The organism is Blautia obeum ATCC 29174, assembly GCF_025147765.1.
In the GTDB taxonomy this organism is placed as follows: Bacteria; Bacillota; Clostridia; order Lachnospirales; family Lachnospiraceae; genus Blautia_A; species Blautia_A obeum.
This window is the reverse complement of record NZ_CP102265.1, coordinates 3,040,765-3,058,237: the sequence shown is the minus strand read 5'-3', so window position 1 is coordinate 3,058,237 and position 17,473 is coordinate 3,040,765. Positions and strand designations below refer to the sequence as shown.

Annotated in this window: 15 protein-coding genes; 13 read left to right on the top strand and 2 right to left on the bottom strand. The window is 40.8% G+C overall.

What is annotated here, in order from left to right; translation table 11 throughout:
* Positions 1-73: 73 nt before the first annotated feature.
* The 4 genes from NQ503_RS14730 to NQ503_RS14715 all read left to right on the top strand — a co-directional run bounded on the left by NQ503_RS14730 (position 74) and on the right by NQ503_RS14715 (position 5,469).
* Entirely contained in the window at positions 74-1,663 is a 1,590-nt protein-coding gene (locus NQ503_RS14730) for a recombinase family protein (protein WP_009245397.1), read from the top strand.
* Positions 1,660-3,252: a recombinase family protein gene (locus NQ503_RS14725; RefSeq protein ID WP_005428244.1), complete on the top strand. Its 1,593-nt coding sequence runs from the start codon at positions 1,660-1,662 to the stop codon at positions 3,250-3,252. The genes NQ503_RS14730 and NQ503_RS14725 overlap by 4 nt, the downstream gene beginning before the upstream one ends.
* Before the next feature lie 65 nt (positions 3,253-3,317).
* Positions 3,318-4,211, top strand: a complete 894-nt coding sequence (locus NQ503_RS14720; RefSeq protein ID WP_242650203.1) for a S8 family serine peptidase — start codon at positions 3,318-3,320, stop codon at positions 4,209-4,211.
* 799 nt (positions 4,212-5,010) lie between these two features.
* Complete coding sequence (locus NQ503_RS14715; protein ID WP_005428229.1) at positions 5,011-5,469, top strand: carbon starvation CstA family protein; 459 nt, start codon at positions 5,011-5,013, stop codon at positions 5,467-5,469.
* Between the two features lie 137 nt (positions 5,470-5,606).
* Here NQ503_RS14715 and NQ503_RS14710 read toward each other — a convergent pair whose 3' ends face one another.
* A complete protein-coding gene (locus NQ503_RS14710) occupies positions 5,607-6,191 on the bottom strand; it encodes a manganese efflux pump MntP (RefSeq protein WP_005428226.1) in 585 nt (194 codons plus the stop codon).
* 379 nt (positions 6,192-6,570) lie between these two features.
* Here NQ503_RS14710 and NQ503_RS14705 point away from each other — a divergent pair, with 379 nt between their 5' ends.
* From NQ503_RS14705 to NQ503_RS14680, 6 genes are all read left to right on the top strand, one after another.
* Entirely contained in the window at positions 6,571-7,887 is a 1,317-nt protein-coding gene (locus NQ503_RS14705; protein ID WP_259892688.1) for a sedoheptulokinase, read from the top strand.
* Positions 7,888-7,969: 82 nt separating this feature from the next.
* Positions 7,970-8,200, top strand: coding sequence for a hypothetical protein (locus NQ503_RS14700; RefSeq protein ID WP_005428221.1), 231 nt, complete (start codon positions 7,970-7,972; stop codon positions 8,198-8,200).
* Between the two features lie 56 nt (positions 8,201-8,256).
* Positions 8,257-9,225, top strand: a complete 969-nt coding sequence (locus NQ503_RS14695; protein ID WP_005428219.1) for an alpha/beta hydrolase — start codon at positions 8,257-8,259, stop codon at positions 9,223-9,225.
* A 240-nt stretch (positions 9,226-9,465) separates the two neighbouring features.
* A complete protein-coding gene (locus NQ503_RS14690) occupies positions 9,466-10,854 on the top strand; it encodes a condensation domain-containing protein (RefSeq protein WP_055065940.1) in 1,389 nt (462 codons plus the stop codon).
* A 27-nt stretch (positions 10,855-10,881) separates the two neighbouring features.
* Positions 10,882-11,112, top strand: a complete 231-nt coding sequence (locus NQ503_RS14685) for an acyl carrier protein (RefSeq protein ID WP_005428211.1) — start codon at positions 10,882-10,884, stop codon at positions 11,110-11,112.
* Positions 11,113-11,155: 43 nt separating this feature from the next.
* On the top strand, positions 11,156-12,700 hold the full coding sequence (locus NQ503_RS14680) for an AMP-dependent synthetase/ligase (RefSeq protein ID WP_005428210.1): 1,545 nt from the start codon (positions 11,156-11,158) through the stop codon (positions 12,698-12,700).
* Positions 12,701-12,764: 64 nt separating this feature from the next.
* On the opposite strand, the gene NQ503_RS14675 is transcribed toward NQ503_RS14680, so the two are convergent.
* Positions 12,765-13,343, bottom strand: coding sequence for a TetR/AcrR family transcriptional regulator (locus NQ503_RS14675; RefSeq protein ID WP_022388056.1), 579 nt, complete (start codon positions 13,341-13,343; stop codon positions 12,765-12,767).
* Between the two features lie 379 nt (positions 13,344-13,722).
* Here NQ503_RS14675 and rsxC point away from each other — a divergent pair, with 379 nt between their 5' ends.
* From rsxC to NQ503_RS14660, 3 genes are all read left to right on the top strand, one after another.
* The gene (gene rsxC / locus NQ503_RS14670; protein ID WP_022388057.1) at positions 13,723-15,687 is read left to right on the top strand and encodes an electron transport complex subunit RsxC; all 1,965 of its coding nucleotides are present in this window, start codon (positions 13,723-13,725) and stop codon (positions 15,685-15,687) included.
* A gap of 1 nt (position 15,688) precedes the next feature.
* Entirely contained in the window at positions 15,689-16,309 is a 621-nt protein-coding gene (locus NQ503_RS14665; protein WP_005428198.1) for a methylenetetrahydrofolate reductase C-terminal domain-containing protein, read from the top strand.
* A gap of 73 nt (positions 16,310-16,382) precedes the next feature.
* Positions 16,383-17,261 (top strand): methylenetetrahydrofolate reductase, encoded by an 879-nt coding sequence (locus NQ503_RS14660; protein ID WP_005428196.1) that lies wholly within the window; start codon positions 16,383-16,385, stop codon positions 17,259-17,261.
* The last annotated feature ends 212 nt before the right edge of the window (positions 17,262-17,473 follow it).

The window sequence follows — 17,473 nt, the reverse complement described above, 5'->3', positions numbered from 1 at the left end:
TCTTAAGTTCTTGTTGTAAAATAAAGACAATTAAAGACAATGACTACGCAAGACCGATGAAAAGAGGGATAGAATGTATCAGGCAGGAATTTATTGCCGAATTTCCATTGAAGAGCAAAATAAAGAGGGTGAATACAGCAATAGTATTCACTCTCAGATTCAGATGGCAAGAGATTATATTGCAGAGAATAAAGATATTGCAGAGAAAAAAGTTTATGTAGACGATGGGGCTTCTGGAAGTAATTTTGAAAGAACTGAATTTCGGAGGATGCTGGCAGATATTGAGCTTGGTGTTATCAATATGGTGATTTTTAAGGACGTATCTCGACTTGGAAGAGAACATATTGATACCAACTATTATCTAGGCAAATATTTCCCGGAGAAACAGATTCGGATTGTTTCGATTCTGGATAATTATGATTCAGCCGTTGGAACTTATGATGAAATGTTAGAAATAAAAACTTTGCTGAATGATATGTATTTGAGAGATACATCCAGAAAGATTAAGACAACGATTCAGACCAAAAGAAGTATGGGCGAATATACTCCGAAACAGCCCCCCTTTGGATATGTGAAAAGTAAAACAATTCATAATCATCTGGAAATTGATCCTTATGCAGCCGAGGTTGTTCGAAGAATTTACAGAATGTATCAAAATGGATTTGGCTGTACGGTTATTTGCAGGACTTTGAATGAAGATGAAATCCCTTGTCCCGCAAAATATAAAAAGGAAGTTTTAAAAACCAATTATGTATGGGATTCGGGAAAAGGTCTGTGGACATCGTCTACTGTAAGTGGAATTTTAAAGAATCCGGTCTATACTGGGGCGGTTGTGATTCGGAAACATGAAAGACCGTCTTATAAGCTGAAATACAAAAAGGCAATTCCCCTGGAAGAAATGGAGCTGGTGCCGGATGCACATGAGGCAATCATTTCTAAAGAAGAGTTTGATAGGGTTCAGCAAATAAGAAAGGGGCGCAGAGTTTCCTATTTTGATAAAAACAATGAACCACATAAATATGTGGGACTGCTCTTTTGTGGGAAATGTAAAACAGCCATGCGAAAACGTTATCTGGCATCTCATAAAGACTATGACGGATATATGTGTGGTTTTCATCAGAAGCAGGGGCAGAATTACTGTGAGCTGAATCATATTACATTTGAAAAGCTGGATGAACTGGTTGTATTTGCAATCAACCAGCAATTGAAACAGATGAAGATGGATATGAAGAATCTGGAAACTCAGATCAGACAGAAACAGCCGGAACTGGATGGTAAAATTGCAAAATTGCAGGCAAAAATAGAAAGAAATCTGGAATACCGGAAACGAGCATATGAACAGTTTATGGATGAAGTACTTTCCAAAGAGGAATATCTGGAATTAAAACAGATGTATGAAACAGAGAATCAGAAATATCAAAAAGAATTATCAGAACTGAACCATGAAGAGCAAAGGCAGCGGGCGGCGGTCAATGAAACAAAGATATGGTTGGAGCACTTTAATCGCAGAAGAATAACGGTAAAGCAGCTTACCAGAGAAGCGCTTGTGGAGTTAGTTGATAAAATTTATGTATATCCAGAGCAGAAAATAGATATATATTTTAAGTTTGCTTCAGTAGAGAGTTCACCAGATAGAATACTTGAGAAAGATGGGGTGATATGATGTATCAGATGGGTGTATATTGTCGTCTGTCGAAGGATGATGGAGAGAATAAAGTTAGTGAGAGTATTGAAAATCAGATGAAACTGATTCGTGAGTATGTGACTAAATCAGAGGATCTGGAAATCGCAGATATTTATATTGATGACGGTTATTCGGGGCTTTATTTTGCGAATAGACCGGAATTTCAGCGGATGATGGAGGATATCTACAAAGGGAAAATTCAAGGCGTTATTACGAAAGATATTTCCCGGCTTGGGCGTGAACATATTGAAACCAGTAACTATATTGAGCGTGTTTTTCCATCTTTGGGTGTGCGTTATATTGCAATTTTGGATGGCGTGGATTCTGTTCATCACAGTAATGAAGAATTGGCACAGTTTAAGACGTTGTTTAATGATATGTATAGTCGTGATATATCTAAGAAAATCAGAGGTGCATTGACCGCCCAGAAGAAACGGGGACAGTTTATGTCTGGGTTTGCCCCATATGGATATGTAAAAGATCCGGCAGATAAGCATCATTTTCTTGTAGATGAAGAAGCAGCTAAAGTGGTACGGAGAATCTTTTATATGAGTTTGGAAGGATATTCCAGGGATGGTATTGCAAAGAAACTGAATCAGGAAGGAATTCTGACACCGTCAGAGTATAAGAGAAAGGTGCAGGGATTGAAATATGCCAATGCATTAGAAAAAGCGGGTGCAAAGGGCTGGGCATATCCTACGATCAATGTAATTTTGCGAAACAGAGTTTATACAGGGGCTATGGTACAGCATAAATCAGAAAAGATATCCTATAAAGTGGAAAAGTATCAATATATTCCAGAGGAACAGCAGTATATTGTGGAAGGAATGCACGAAGCAATTATTAGCAAAGATACTTTTGAGCAGGTACAGGAACTTATGAAGAAAAGAACACGGACACCGGGATTTAATAGCGAAGTGAGAAAGGTAAATCCATACGCAGGAATTATTGTTTGTGGAGATTGCGGATATAATTTCCAGAGGGTTACTTGTCGGGACGGTTATGAGTGCGGTACCTATCACAAAAAAGGAAACACAGTTTGTTATTCTCATTTCATTAAAAAAGAAGTATTGGATTCTATTGTAAAAAATGAAATCCAAAGACAAGCGGAACTGGCACTGAAAGAAAGTGATAAGGATGAAATATTAAAAGTAGCAGATAGGAAGAAGGAGGTGCAGAGACGATGTGCAGAAGCAGACCAGCAGATTGAACGGTTACAAAAAGAACTTGCGGCTGTCCAAAAGTATAAAAAGAAAACTTACGAAAATTATGTAGATGGTGTTCTGGATAAAGAAGAATATCTCTCCTATAAGGCAGAATATGAAAAGCAGGATAAAGATATCAGGGCGAAGATTCAGTTGGCAGAACAAGAGAAAGACAGCTTTGGAGAGGCAGAAGAATCTTATGAAAACTGGATAGAGAAATTTATCAAGTATGGAACATTATCCGAAGTGACAAGAGAAATTGTGACAGAATTGATTGAAAAAATTGTTGTGAATGGAGATAAGAGCATTGATATTGTATTTAAGTATCAGTCGCCTTATCCGGTAGAAAAACAGGCAGTGTAAAGACTGCAAATTTTTTTACAGTAATTTTCCCCTAGTTATAATGAACACATCAGGGAGACTCATTGTTGGAAACTTATATCAGCAACGTAGTGAATGTGGGACGTTCTGTCATTTGTGTTGGAAGCGGAAATAATGGGAATGACAGAATCCATACGGCGGGACAGCTGCGTCAGGGACAGACAGAGACGATAGAAATGAGCATTGGGACTTATGAGACAACTCTGAATCTACAGCTGTGGAAAGCATATGCAGACGAGATTGAAATTTCCATAGAAACGCCATCCGGTGAACGACTGCCGACGCTTTCTGAAAAAATCGGTACACAGAGATATCGTGCGGGGGAGACGAATCTGTTGATTTATTATGGTAAACCAGGGCCTTTTCAAGTGACACAGGAGATTTATTTTGATTTTATTCCTGTGGGGACATATCTTACCAGCGGAATCTGGAAGATTCATCTGCAGGGAAAACGAATCCGGGAGGGTAACTATAACCTGTGGCTCCCGGGAGGAAACGTCTTGAACCCGGTGACTGGATTTTACCGACCGGTGGCATCGGAGACATTGACGATTCCCTCCACGGCAGCGAAGGTGATCACGGTAGGAGCCTACGACTCCAGATTAAATGCCTATGCAGACTTTTCCGGTCGCGGTGGAGAGAGACTTTCTTATCCAAAACCAGATCTCGTCGCACCAGGTGTCAATATCACTGCACCCGTACCGGGCGGCGGATATGCTAACGTAACCGGGACATCATTTGCCACACCATTTGTGACCGGATCGGCAGCACTTATGATGGAGTGGGGAATTGTAAGGAGAAATGACCCATTTCTATGGGGAGAGAAGGTAAAGGCATATCTGAGACGAGGCGCCCAGCCACTGCCTGGTTTTGAGAAGTATCCGAACGAAAGTGTGGGGTGGGGAACCTTATGTACAGCACAAAGTATCCCTTATATGTGAAAGTAAATGTTGGGTAAAGAGTGAAGATTTTCATTCATCCGGGTTTGTTTCATTCATTGCGGAATCAATATACATGCACAATACCCCGGATGCGGCTGAGAGCAATAAATAGTCAGGTCTTTCCCGATTTCCGGACTGTAAATAAAATATATGCAGAACCATCAAATCAAAAAGAGTGGGGCATGTATATGACTGGTGATATATTTTTCAGCTACAGCAAAGTGTACAAAAACAAATAGACAAAAATATGAAATATGTCTAATTTGTTCCTCGATTTTCTATGAGAAAAAGAGTAAAACATAGGTAAATCAAAAAAGAGAGAAATGCATTGATTAGGACAGGTCACAAGAAGTAACCGGATTACAGAGAGCCGCAGATGATGAGACACGGCAGAAGGTATTTTGTGATATCACCAGGGAGCATCCCACTGAATATTAAAGTAAGCCGGGACGTAGTCTTCACGTTACAGAAGAAGCTGTTTATACTGACAGTAGTAAGAGGTTATATCAGATGTGAGATGACTCCCACCTCTGTAGGTGGTGAGCAACAAAATTATATCAGTGGTGGGATTCAATCTCCCATCTGATATAGCCTCCGGCAGGATTGCAGAGATGCACAGAAGAATATGTCATGCATTGCATGACGTGCATCTCGCAGCAAGAATGCCGAGGGCATTCTTGAATTAGTAATAGATAGGACAACGCAAAGTGGTACCGCGGAAATTTCGCCTTTGTTATCCAAATGGATAGCAGAGGCGTTTTTTATATACAAAATATAAGAGAAAGAAGAGGACAAGATTATGAGTGGAATCTTAATGATGGTAATAGCCATTGTAGTGCTCGGAGGAGCATATCTTCTGTATGGCCGTTATCTTCAGAACAAATGGGGAATTGATCCCAAAGCTAAAACACCAGCATATGAGCTGGAAGACAGAGTTGATTATGTACCAGCTGATACAAATGTAGTATTTGGGCATCAGTTTGCGTCTATTGCAGGAGCCGGCCCGATTAACGGACCTATTCAGGCTGCAATTTTCGGATGGCTTCCTGTTTTACTCTGGATTCCGATGGTATTTATGATGGCAGTAACATTTACAGCACTTGGTATGACAATTACAAAACTTTCAGGAGCTCTGTTCACAACAGGCCTGGATATGGGAAATACCTTACAGCTCATTTTTGCGATATTACTATTGATACTTGGTGTACTGGTAGCAATTCAGGGTGTTAAGAAACTGTTTGAAAAACAGAAAGCTTAACAAATAAGATTCTGGTCAGTAGCACTTGGAGAAGCAAATACGTTTATATAGTTAATGACTTTTCATTAAAAGTCAATGTGCTTTTAGAAAAAAATATGCCCCATATACCACAAGGTGATATATGGGGTATATTTATGCTAAAAAGCAAGAATTCCGAGATGTTCCAGAAGAATTTTGACGCCCAGAAGAACCAGGATCAGACCACCGATAAATTCTGCTTTGCTTTTATATTTGCTTCCGAAGAAGTTGCCAACGATAACTCCGATGATAGAGAGTACAAAGGTTGTGATACCAATAATACTAATTGCTTCAATGATCGGAGTATTAAGAAAAGCAAACGTGATGCCGACTGCGAGCGCGTCGATGCTTGTTGCAACAGCAAGAACAAGCATGTTTTTGTGATCAATCGGAGCATCTGTGACTTCGACGATTTCTTCTTCATTCCATTCACGGACGGCTTCAATTATCATTTTGCCGCCGATGAAACCAAGAAGGATAAATGCGATCCAGTGGTCAATGCTGGTGATGTACTTCTGGAACTGGCTGCCAAGAAGCCAGCCGATGAGCGGCATAAGTGCCTGAAATCCTCCAAAATACAATCCGATAATAACGGCCTGTTTTTTGTTAAGTTTTCTCATTCCGAGGCCCTTACAGACTGAAACTGCAAAGGCATCCATGGAAAGTCCGACACCCAGCAGAAATAATTCAATAAAAATTGCCATAATAATCTCCTTTTCTTTTCTGAAAGTATGTAAGCATACAAAAAACTCACGTATGCAACAAAACAATACAGACAAATGTCTGTATGTGATATTGCATACATGAGTCTCATTCATTAAGATTTGCCAGGTACAGGTACCAGTATGTTGACAAATCACACATTCGTGCAAACTACTCCCTCACGTAAGTTTGTGTTAAGTTTTTCCAACTATAACAAATGCAAGGACGCCTGTCAATAATTTTTTTCATTAACAGCTACGTGTATTTCATTAGCAGCTGTGCGCGAAATGTTTTCCTTTTGGCAGAAACGCGTTATAATATTAAGTAATATAAGCATTTTTTATTAAGAAATTAAGTTTTCAGTGGAGGATAATTTCAGGGATGAAAGCGATTGGAATTGATATTGGAACAACTACGATCAGCGGAGTGGTTGTTGAAGTTGATGAAAGAAGACATTCAACTGTAATAGAGGCAAAGACAATACAAAATGGAAGTTTTATTAGAACTTCTAATGAGTGGGAACGAATCCAGGATGCAGAAAAGATTATCCAAAAGGCAAAGGTAGTCGTCGATGAGTTTATTGATAAATATCCGGATGCACACAATATTGGTCTGACCGGACAGATGCATGGAATTGTCTATCTGAATGCTGAGGGGAGAAGTGTAAGTCCACTGTATACATGGCAGGATGGACGTGGGAATATCTGTGATGATAAAACAGGAAAAAGTCTCTTAAAAGAGATCGAAGAGAAATGTCAGTACAAGGCTGCTTCTGGTTATGGACTTATCACACATTTATATAATGAAAAACATCATCTGGTTCCGATAGAGGCGAATACATTCTGTACAATCATGGATTATCTTGGAATGTGTCTGACAAAGAGAACCCATCCACTCGTACACGTCAGCAATGCTGCCAGTTTTGGATTTTTTGATGTGCAGAAAAAGTGTTTTGAAATGGACTGGTTGAATAAAATTAGAATGGACACTATAAGACTGCCGGAAATTTGTGAAGATATGGAAGTGCTGGGAATGTATAAGGATATTCCGGTAACAGTAGCAATCGGTGATAATCAGGCCAGCTTTCTGGGGGCAGCAGGCAGCGAAAATAATACATTACTGGTGAATATGGGAACAGGAGGACAGATTTCAGTTCTGACAGATCAGTATTTTGAGACGGAGGGAATCGAAGCGCGTCCATTTCTTGGGGGAAAATATCTTCTGGTTGGAGCCTCCCTGTGTGGTGGTAAAGCATATGCATTGCTTGAGAATTTTTTCAGGTCATTTATGAAGGAGGCAACCGGACAGGATATACCATTGTATGAAATATTGGGAAGACTTGCAGAAAAAGGAATGGACGCCTCAAGTAGTAGTATGAAAGTGCAGACAACTTTTGATGGAACCAGAACAGATTCAGGGCTCCGTGGGGAAATCAGAAATATTTCATCAGATAATTTTACACCGGAATTCCTGACATATGGTGTACTGGAAGGCATGATCCGGGAGCTTTATGATATGTTTGTTCAGATTGAAAAAGGCACGGAGATAAAGATTGTTCAGATGATCGGATCTGGTAATGGGCTCAGAAAAAACAAAGTGCTTTGTGAGATAGCTGAGAAAATGTTCGGGATGAAACTGACTTTATCAGAGTGCAAAGAAGAGGCCGCAACTGGTGCAGCAATCAGCGGTTGCTTATAATAATTCTATCAAAACAATTTGATGATTCCTGTATTTGTAGTAATATATAGTTAAAATGATGAAAGCAAAGTGAGGGAATAAAATGTTAGGATATTTGATCAAAGACACAACAGTTGAGGAGCGTAAAAAGATCGTAGAGGAATCACTGGGTAATATTTCAGCAGATTGTGACGGATGCATGTCAGGTCTTGCGGAGATGTACCAGGATTATATCGAGGGAAAAAGAGAAATCCGCGATATCAATATGGAATTCAATGCTCGTTATGTCAGAGGAGACATGGACAAAGAGGAGCGAAGAAGCTGTCCGATGTGATTTGAGCCGTATAGGCAGAATTCTTATTCTAAAATGTGGACTGTGGGGAAATCGTGATGAAGAAAAAATTAATTAAGCCGTTTGCAATACTGCTGGCAGTCTTTCTGGGATTACTGGAGGTGGGATGGCGTTTTTTTAACATGGTAGTCTGCTGCAAAAGAGGAGAGCACAAAAAGGAAAGAAAGAAATGGTTTGAACTATCTCATATCAGGGAAAATCATCCCAGGAATGGTTATGCAAGAGTATATAATGAGAGTAAGGCCTGGTGTCTTGAACAGAAGATGCAGGACTGTTATATTAAAAGCATTGACGGATTAAAACTGCATGCATTATATCTGCCGGCAGAAGATGCAAAACGGATTGTTATATTAAGCCATGGATATCGCGGCAGCCGGTTTGGCACATTGTCATTTATGGCAAAATATCTGCATGAGCATCAGTGTGATGTCCTGTTTATAGAACATCGCTGCTGCGGTGACAGCGAGGGAAAATATATCACCTTTGGAGCAAAGGAACAATGGGATGTACAGCAATGGGCAGTCTATGTATCTGAACGAAACAAAGAGAAGCTTCCGATTTATCTGTACGGACAGTCCATGGGGGCAGCTGCTGTACTGATGGCATCAGGACATATGCTCCCGGCGGAGGTAAAAGGCCTGATCGCGGACTGCGGTTTTCAGTCTATGGAAGGACAGATGCGAGATATGGCAGCTAACTGGTTCCACCTGCATCATATCCCACTGCTTCTGATAGAACTGGACTGGTTCTGTTCTCTTCTGGCAGGATTTCATATGAAAGATGCAGACACTGCCGAAGCCATGAAAAAAAATACAAGACCGGTTCTCTTTTTCCATGGAGAGAAGGACACCTATGTGTATCCAAATAACTCTTTTCAGAATTATATGCTCTGCAGGGCAGAGAAGGAACTGGTGATCATACCGGGAGCACGGCACCTGTGCTGCGCTTATGTAGATCCGGAACTGTATCAGCACAAGATGATGGAATTCTTTGAAAAATACGATTAAACTGAGATAAAAAATCCTGACCGGGATTTATCAGACATAGTACATAACAGGAAAAATACCTTTAATCTGTTATGTTAAATGCATGATAAGTCCCGGTCAATTTTTTGTAAAGTGTTCATTAAGTCTTTGGGGTACTGGTATTTCCTGCGAAGGTATGATATTTTTGCACCTGAAGCATATATACAATGTTTTCTGTCTCGGATAAAGAGGAAAACCGGGACAATGGAGGTTATCTATTATATGAGAAATTATTATCCTTTGACGGCAGCTCAGAAGATGCATCATAACTGGATCATGGATTATGGTACACAGCAGGTATCTGGCGTAAGTGTTGTGGCTTCTGTACAGGCAGAACTGGATTTTGGATTATTAAAAAAATGTATTCAGATGGAAACAGAGCGTTCAGGCTGTACCAGAGTCCGTTTTACAAAGCCGGATAAAGATGGAAATGTAAAACAGTATATAGAGAAGCAGGATTCGCGAGATATTGAGCTGAAGGATCTGTCGGGAATGGAAAGTCTGGCAAAGGCAGATGAGCTGATGCAGCAGTGGGCTTATGAAACATTTGACGGAGATAATATCCCGATGTGTGAATTTATTATGCTGAAGCTTCCGGAAGGATACAATGGTTTCTTTTTACATATGGATCACAGACTGATCGATTCCTGTGGGCTTGTAGTTATGATTGAAGACCTGTTCCAATTATATACGCATTACAGATATGGAACAGCCTGCCCGCAGGAGCTGGTAGATTTTGAAACAGTCCTGAAAAAAGATCTGGCAAAAGCGGGCAATGAAAAGCGTTTTGCAAAAGACAAAAAATTCTGGGATGACCAGCTGGATGCATTGGGCGAGCCGTTATATTCTGATATACAGGGACCAGCCGTATTAGAGGAAGCAAGAAAACGTCATGGAAATCCGAAACTTCGTGCTTCTGATATTGAGATGAAGGAGCTGTTTGTTGCAGTAAAGGATTATCATCTGGAACCTTATGCAACACAGAACCTGATGGATTTCTGTATGAATCATCAGCTCTCTATGACGAATCTGCTTCTGCTTGGTATTCGTACTTATCTGTCAAAAGTAAATAATGGACAGGAAGATATTACGATCCAGAATTTTATATCCAGACGTTCTACCCATGAAGAATGGACTTCTGGAGGAAGTCGAACCATTATGTTCCCGTGCAGAACAGTGATCTCACCGGAAACAGATTTTCTTTCGGCAGCTTATGAAATCCAGAATATGCAGAATCGAATTTATATGCACAGCAATTATGATCCGGCATTTATTGTGGATGAGATGAGAAAAAGATATCATACACCGGAGCATACCAGTTATGAAAGCTGCTATCTGACCTATCAGCCAATGCCGGTGAAGGTGGAGAATGAAATGCTTGGAACCATACGCCAGCATGCCAAATGGTTTGCAAACGGTGCCGCAACCAAAAAAATGTATCTGACCGTATCGCATACTGAGGATGGTGGCATGAACTTCTCCTATCATTATCAGACTGCTCATCTGGAAGAGCATGACATGGAACTGCTTTATTATTATATGATGCGTATTCTTTTTAAGGGGATCGCAGAGCCGGATATGAGCATCGGCGAGATTATGGAACAGGTATAGAAATCAAAAATAACAGGAGGATATGAGATGAATCAGGAAATGGAATTTAAAAATATTGTAGCGCAGTACAGCAAAGTGAAACCGGAAGAGATGACGGGTGAAATGAGATTCCGTGAAGATCTGGGATTTACTTCTCTGGATTTCATGTCTTTTCTGGGAGAGCTTGAGGATACCTTTGACATTGAACTTGAGGAAACCGAAGTGACCCAAATTACAACTCTTGAGGAGGCGCTTAAGCTTCTGGAGGAGCTTCAGTAAGAATGAAGCTGTTGTCCGCAGAAAAGTGAAGGAGGAGAAAGACATGCTGATCAGGGAGATATTAGAAGAAAGTGTACAGAAATTTGGCGAAGTCAAAGCAGTAAAATGGCTTAACAGGAAAGAAGTTCTGGAGAGAAGTTACAGCGAAATGTTGAGAAACGTGATTTCCATCAGAAAAGGACTTCTTGCAGAAGACTTTGCGGGAAAGCATATTGCATTGATCGGAACCAGCTCTGTAGAATGGATCGAAAGTTATCTGGGAATTATTACAGGATGTACTACAGCGGTGCCGCTGGATGCAGCACTCCCATGTGAAGAACTGATCAATCTGATAAACCGATCCGATTCCGAAGCACTCTTCTTAAGTCCGAAACACAGACCATATCTGGAAGCGTTCCTTGCAAACTGTCCGAAACTCCAGAAAGTATGGATGCTCCAGGAAGAGGTGGAGGATGTACCTTCAGGTGTATACAGTATCAATGAGCTGAGAAACACGGGAATTAGTGCATCGGCAGATGCTTCCTGTCCGGCAGCAGAAGATATTGCGACGATTATCTTTACTTCCGGAACGACAGGAAAGAGCAAAGGGGTTATGCTGACACAGAATAATCTGGCATCCAATGTTGAGGCAGTTAAGATTTCAGCAGAACCCGGAACTGCCATGCTCAGTGTACTTCCAATCCATCATGCATTCTGTCTTGTCATGGATTGGCTGAAAGGTTTCTCTCAGGGAGCAACTATCTGTATTAATGACTCTCTGCTTCATATGGTCAGAAATATGAGTATTTTTAAACCCGATATCATGCTCATGGTTCCGATGATGATTGAAACAATTTATAAGAGACTGTCAGCAGCTGATCCACAAATCCCGAAGGTAGTTCTTGCAGAAAAAGTTTTCGGTGGAAAACTGCAGACGATTTTTACCGGTGGCGCACATCTGGATCCGTACTATATTGACCGTTTTGCAGAGTATGGTGTTCAGATTCTGGAAGGATATGGCATGTCAGAATGTTCTCCTGTTATCAGTAATAATACACCGGAAAATCATAAGCCGGGTTCTATTGGAAGACCACTTGAGAATGTGGAGATAAGATTTGAAAACGGTGAGATTCTGGTAAAAGGCACAAGTGTTATGAAAGGGTATTATCAGATGCCGGACGAGACAGCTGAAACACTGAAAGATGGCTGGCTGCATACTGGCGACAAGGGTTATATGGATGAAGATGGATACCTCTTTATTAATGGCCGTGTAAAAAATCTGATCATTCTCTCCAATGGAGAAAATATATCTCCTGAGGAAATCGAGAACAAGCTTGCATTGAATCCGCTTGTGGGTGAGGTTATTGTAACAGGTGAGGACAATGGTCTTACAGCCCGAATTTATCCGGAACAGGCAGTTGTGGAGGCAAAGGCACTGGATACGGAGATGATTCGTTCACAGCTTCAGGAATTTCTGGATGAATACAATAAAAATCAGCCGACCTATCGTCGTATTACAGGCCTGGTGATCCGGAAAAATCCGTTTATACGCAGCACGACAAAGAAAATCAGGAGACAGGATGTCCTGATCGACGAGCCACAGGCATAATAAAAACCCGTTTGAGTGAATTTCTCAGACGGGTTTTTATTATGTCTGTTTATATGCAGGGCATTCAGGATAAAAGAGGCAGCATGCCAGACAGGAAAATCTGCGTCAGAATCCCTGCAATGACTTCTGGTGCAAGATCAAAATTATCCCTTGTCCATTTGTGAAGGACACCGATCGTACTGCCGATCGCACAGGTGATCACGTAAGATATTTCCTCTTTTGTATGCCTGCCGGGTCTGGCACTGGAGGTAGTAGCGGTGACATAGTGATGAAGCATAGTCAGCATTTTTTCAAAGAGATCATTTCCATGAGGCGTACTCAGAAGACTGGAAAGAAAAGGATTTTCCATTGTATAACGGCAGATCGTCAGAAAATAGGACTGACAGATATCGTGGTCATTTTCAGGATGAAATTTTTCCATTATGGAGAAAACATCATGGATCGTCTTTTCTTCAACAGCAGATACAAGAGAGGGGATGTCCTGATAATGATTATAAAAAGTGCTTCTCGCGATACCGGCTGTTTTTGTGATATCGGATACAGTGATCTGGTCAGTAGTTTTTTTCTTTACAAGTTTAAAAAAAGCACCCAGAATAGCTTCATCCGCTACAGAATATCTTTCATCAGAAACTGGATTTTGCATAGTCACGATTCCCTCCCACATCTTATCAATAAATATAATAAAGTATAACACAAATCCAATAGTAAATAGTATAAGAACAAGAAAAAACAGTAACAAGCAGTTTACGCTTCTGGTAAAAAAATAACGATAATGTTTAGAAAATAACAAGATTTTGGGGCCTGTAGAAATTAAAATTTATAAAAAAAGCCAATCTTTTTGATAAAAATATACAATAATATCTGGATAAAATGAGTGCTTTGTGCTACATTTATATAGACAGTAATTATAGAACCAGATTATCAGATTTTTATTGTTTTTTTCTTAACAGTGCAGAGGAGGAAAAGAAGGATAAAAGGCGATAAGTATACAGGTTCAAATATTTCATAAGGAAGGTGAGCAATTGGAAAACTATACTAAGTACAAGCTGAAAAGCAGTGATGAACTTACATCAGTGCTGAACGGCAGGGACAACCTGTTTGTGATTGCCTGCAACAAGTGTTTCAAAGAGTTTGAAACTGTTGACGAACCAGATTGCGGAGAGTTCCTGAAATTTGCTGCGGAGCAGGGAAAAAACGTCACGGGCAGTGCAAAGTTTGATTTCTTATGCAATAAAATGCACACAGAAAGAAAATTACAGGATCTGATTCCAGAAGGTACAGAGAATGTAGTAGTAATTTCCTGTGGTCTTGGTATTCAGACTGTTGCGGATCTGGCTGGCAAACCGGTCATTGCCGCAAGCAATACCCTTAACTACAGAGGCCATCATGGTATGGCACTTACAAAGAAGAGCTGTGATGCTTGTGCACAGTGCTATCTGAACATTACCGGAGGCGTCTGTCCTATCGTTGACTGTTCAAAAAGTCTTGTAAATGGACAGTGCGGCGGAGCAAAGAACGGAAAATGCGAAGTGGATCCGAACAAGGATTGTGCATGGGAAAAAATCTATCAGAGACTGGCAAAACAGGGACGTCTGGAAGAATTTCTCAATCAGCCGGTACAGGTTCGTGATTTCTCCAAAGTTAATTTCAAGGTCATCAATGACTATGTGAAATCTATCAGAGAAGACAGACTGAACGGATATTACGGCGGTGTTCATCCATCAGAACACAAGGAATTCAGTGAACATGTTGATCTGAAGAAATTCCCGGATCCGAAGACTGTTGTAATTTCCATGTCACAGCATCTGGGAGCTCCGGCTAACCCGATCGTTCAGGTTGGCGATACCGTAAAAGTTGGTCAGAAGATTGGTGAAGCTGCCGGATTCATCAGTGCTCCGGTACACTCCAGTGTAAGCGGAACTGTAGTTGCCGTTGAACCTCGTATGCATGGTACAAGAGGCAGTGAAGTAATGGCTGTTGTTATTGAATCGGATGGAAAAAATACTCTGCATGAATCCGTACAGCCACATAAATCATTAGATGAACTGACTCCAGATGAAATCATTGACATTGTAAAAGAAGCAGGAATCGTTGGTATGGGTGGTGCAGGTTTCCCAACCTGTGTCAAACTGAAACCAGCCAAACCAGTTGATACGATTCTTCTCAATGGATGCGAATGTGAACCATATTTAACAGCAGACCACAAGGTTCTTCTTGAGTTCGCAGATGATATCATTTTTGGTCTGAAAGCAATCCTCAAGACGACAGGTGCCGAGAAGGGTATCATCGTTATCGAAGATAATAAACCAGATGCTATCGAATTAATGAAAGAAAAAGTTGCTGATATTGGAAATATGGAAGTCTTTGTTGCACGGACCAAATATCCACAGGGTGCTGAAAAAACTCTCATTAAACGTGTCATGGGCAGAAAGGTTCCAAGTGGCGGTCTCCCGGCTGATGTTGGAGTTATCGTAGATAATATCAGTACGGTAAAGGCAATTTCCGATGCAATCCAGAAAGGCATGCCTTTGATCGAACGTGTTACAACAATAACAGGTGAAAAGATCAAGAATCCTGGCAACTTTATCATCAAGATTGGTACAAGTGTAAAAGATCTGATCGATTATTGCGGTGGATTTACAGATGATGATGTACTGGTTAAGATGGGCGGACCAATGATGGGATTCCCTCTGAACACGCTGGATGTTCCTATGATGAAGGGCTCCAACGGTATCATCGCTATTGATACAGATGAGACAAAAGAGCAGCCATGTATCAAATGCGGACGTTGCGTAGATGTCTGTCCGATGGAACTCTCTCCGCTGTATTTCGTGAAATATGCAAAAGAAGAGAACTGGCAGGGCATGAAAGACATGAACGTTATGGATTGTGTTGAGTGTAGATGCTGCCAGTATATCTGTTCTTCCAAGATTCCGATCATTAACAGTATCAAAGCCGGAAAAAATGCAGTAAGGGGGATGAAGTGATATGTTGATTACCCAGTTAAAAGCAAAAGAAACCATCACATCACTGACAGCTGGAAAGAAAGTTTTTATCATTAACTGCCACGGATGTAAAGAAGTTCGTTTTCCGGAAAAAGAAGCTGTTGAACTTCAGAAAGAGCTTGCTGCTGAGGGAACGGTAACAGGAATCATGACAACAGATTACATTTGTAATCCGGAAAATCTGGAACTTCGCCTTAAGAAACATATGAGTAAGATCCAGGAAGCAGATCTGGTTCTGGTATTCTCCTGTGGTGTTGGTGTACAGACAGTTGCCGAATACCTAGATGACAAGATGGTCTGCGCAGCCTGTGATACATACCCGGTACCAGGTTTCCAGGGTGTGACACCATTAGAGTACAAATGTGACCAGTGTGGCGAATGTTATCTGAACCTGACAGGTGGAATCTGTCCGATCACAGCATGTTCAAAGAGCCTTGTTAACGGCCAGTGCGGTGGTTCCAAGAATGGAAAATGTGAAGTAGACAGTGAGATGGAATGTGGATGGGAACGCATCTACAGACGCCTGAAAGAAATCGGACGCCTTGACGCACTGAAATGCCCGACACAGATTCATAATTTTGCGACAGATGATGAAGTAAAATAATTAAAATGTCTGGTAACTATTTAGTTACGAAGCCTGATAAATTATAATATTATAATGATTGGAGCAATGTACAATGAAAATGAAAGAATTATTCGACCGTGGTGAATTTGTAGTTTCAGCAGAAGTAGGACCGCCGAAAGGAATTCATGTAGATGAACTGGTAGAGGAAGCCAAAACATATCTCAAAGATGTCCATGCAGTTAACGTAACAGATAACCAGTCTTCTGTTATGCGTCTTGGCTCTCTTGCAATGTGTAAAGTCCTTAAAGATGCAGGAATGGATCCGATCTTCCAGCTTGCATGCCGTGACAGAAACCGTATTGCTCTGGAATCTGATCTTTTAAGTGCTGCAATGTTTGGTATTGAGAACATTCTCTGCCTGACAGGTGACCATACAAAGATGGGTGACCATCCGCAGGCAAAACCGGTATTCGACCTTGATTCCGTATCTCTTCTTCATACAGTAAAACTTCTGGAGTCAGGTGTAGACCTTGGTGGAAACGAACTGGTTGGTGAACCGCCGAAATTCTCCAAAGGTGCTGTAGTATCTCCATGCAGTGATTCTGTTGATGCACAGCTTGCAAAAATGGAAAGAAAAGTTGCTGCAGGTGCAGATTACTTCCAGACACAGGCTGTATTTGAGCCGGAGAAATTCATCAAATTCATGGAAAAAGCAAAACAGTTCGGTAAACCGGTACAGGTTGGTATCATCATTCCGAAGTCAGTTGGAATGGTAAGATTCATGAACAATAACGTTGCCGGTATTCATGTTCCGGACGAAATGATCGAAGAACTGAAAGCAGACAAAGAAAAGACAAAAGCAGGTATCACAGGTGTTGAGATCGCCGCGCGCATTATCAAAGAGTGCAAGCCATACTGTCAGGGTGTACATATCATGGCACTTGGCTGGGAATCCAAGATTCCGGATCTGCTGAAACTGGCTGAGATCTAAAAAAGTATATATAGTCTGAAATAAAATGACAGGTGTCTGTCTTTGGTGAGAACCAGAGGCAGGCACCTGTTTTTTGATTCTGTATATGAGTAAAAAACAAAAATATCCATTAAATAATAGACATAAAGCTTGAGTAATGATGACAATTGCATGCTATTTTGTTATAATATTTTTTATGCAATATAGAGGAATATGAAACAGTTAATCATATC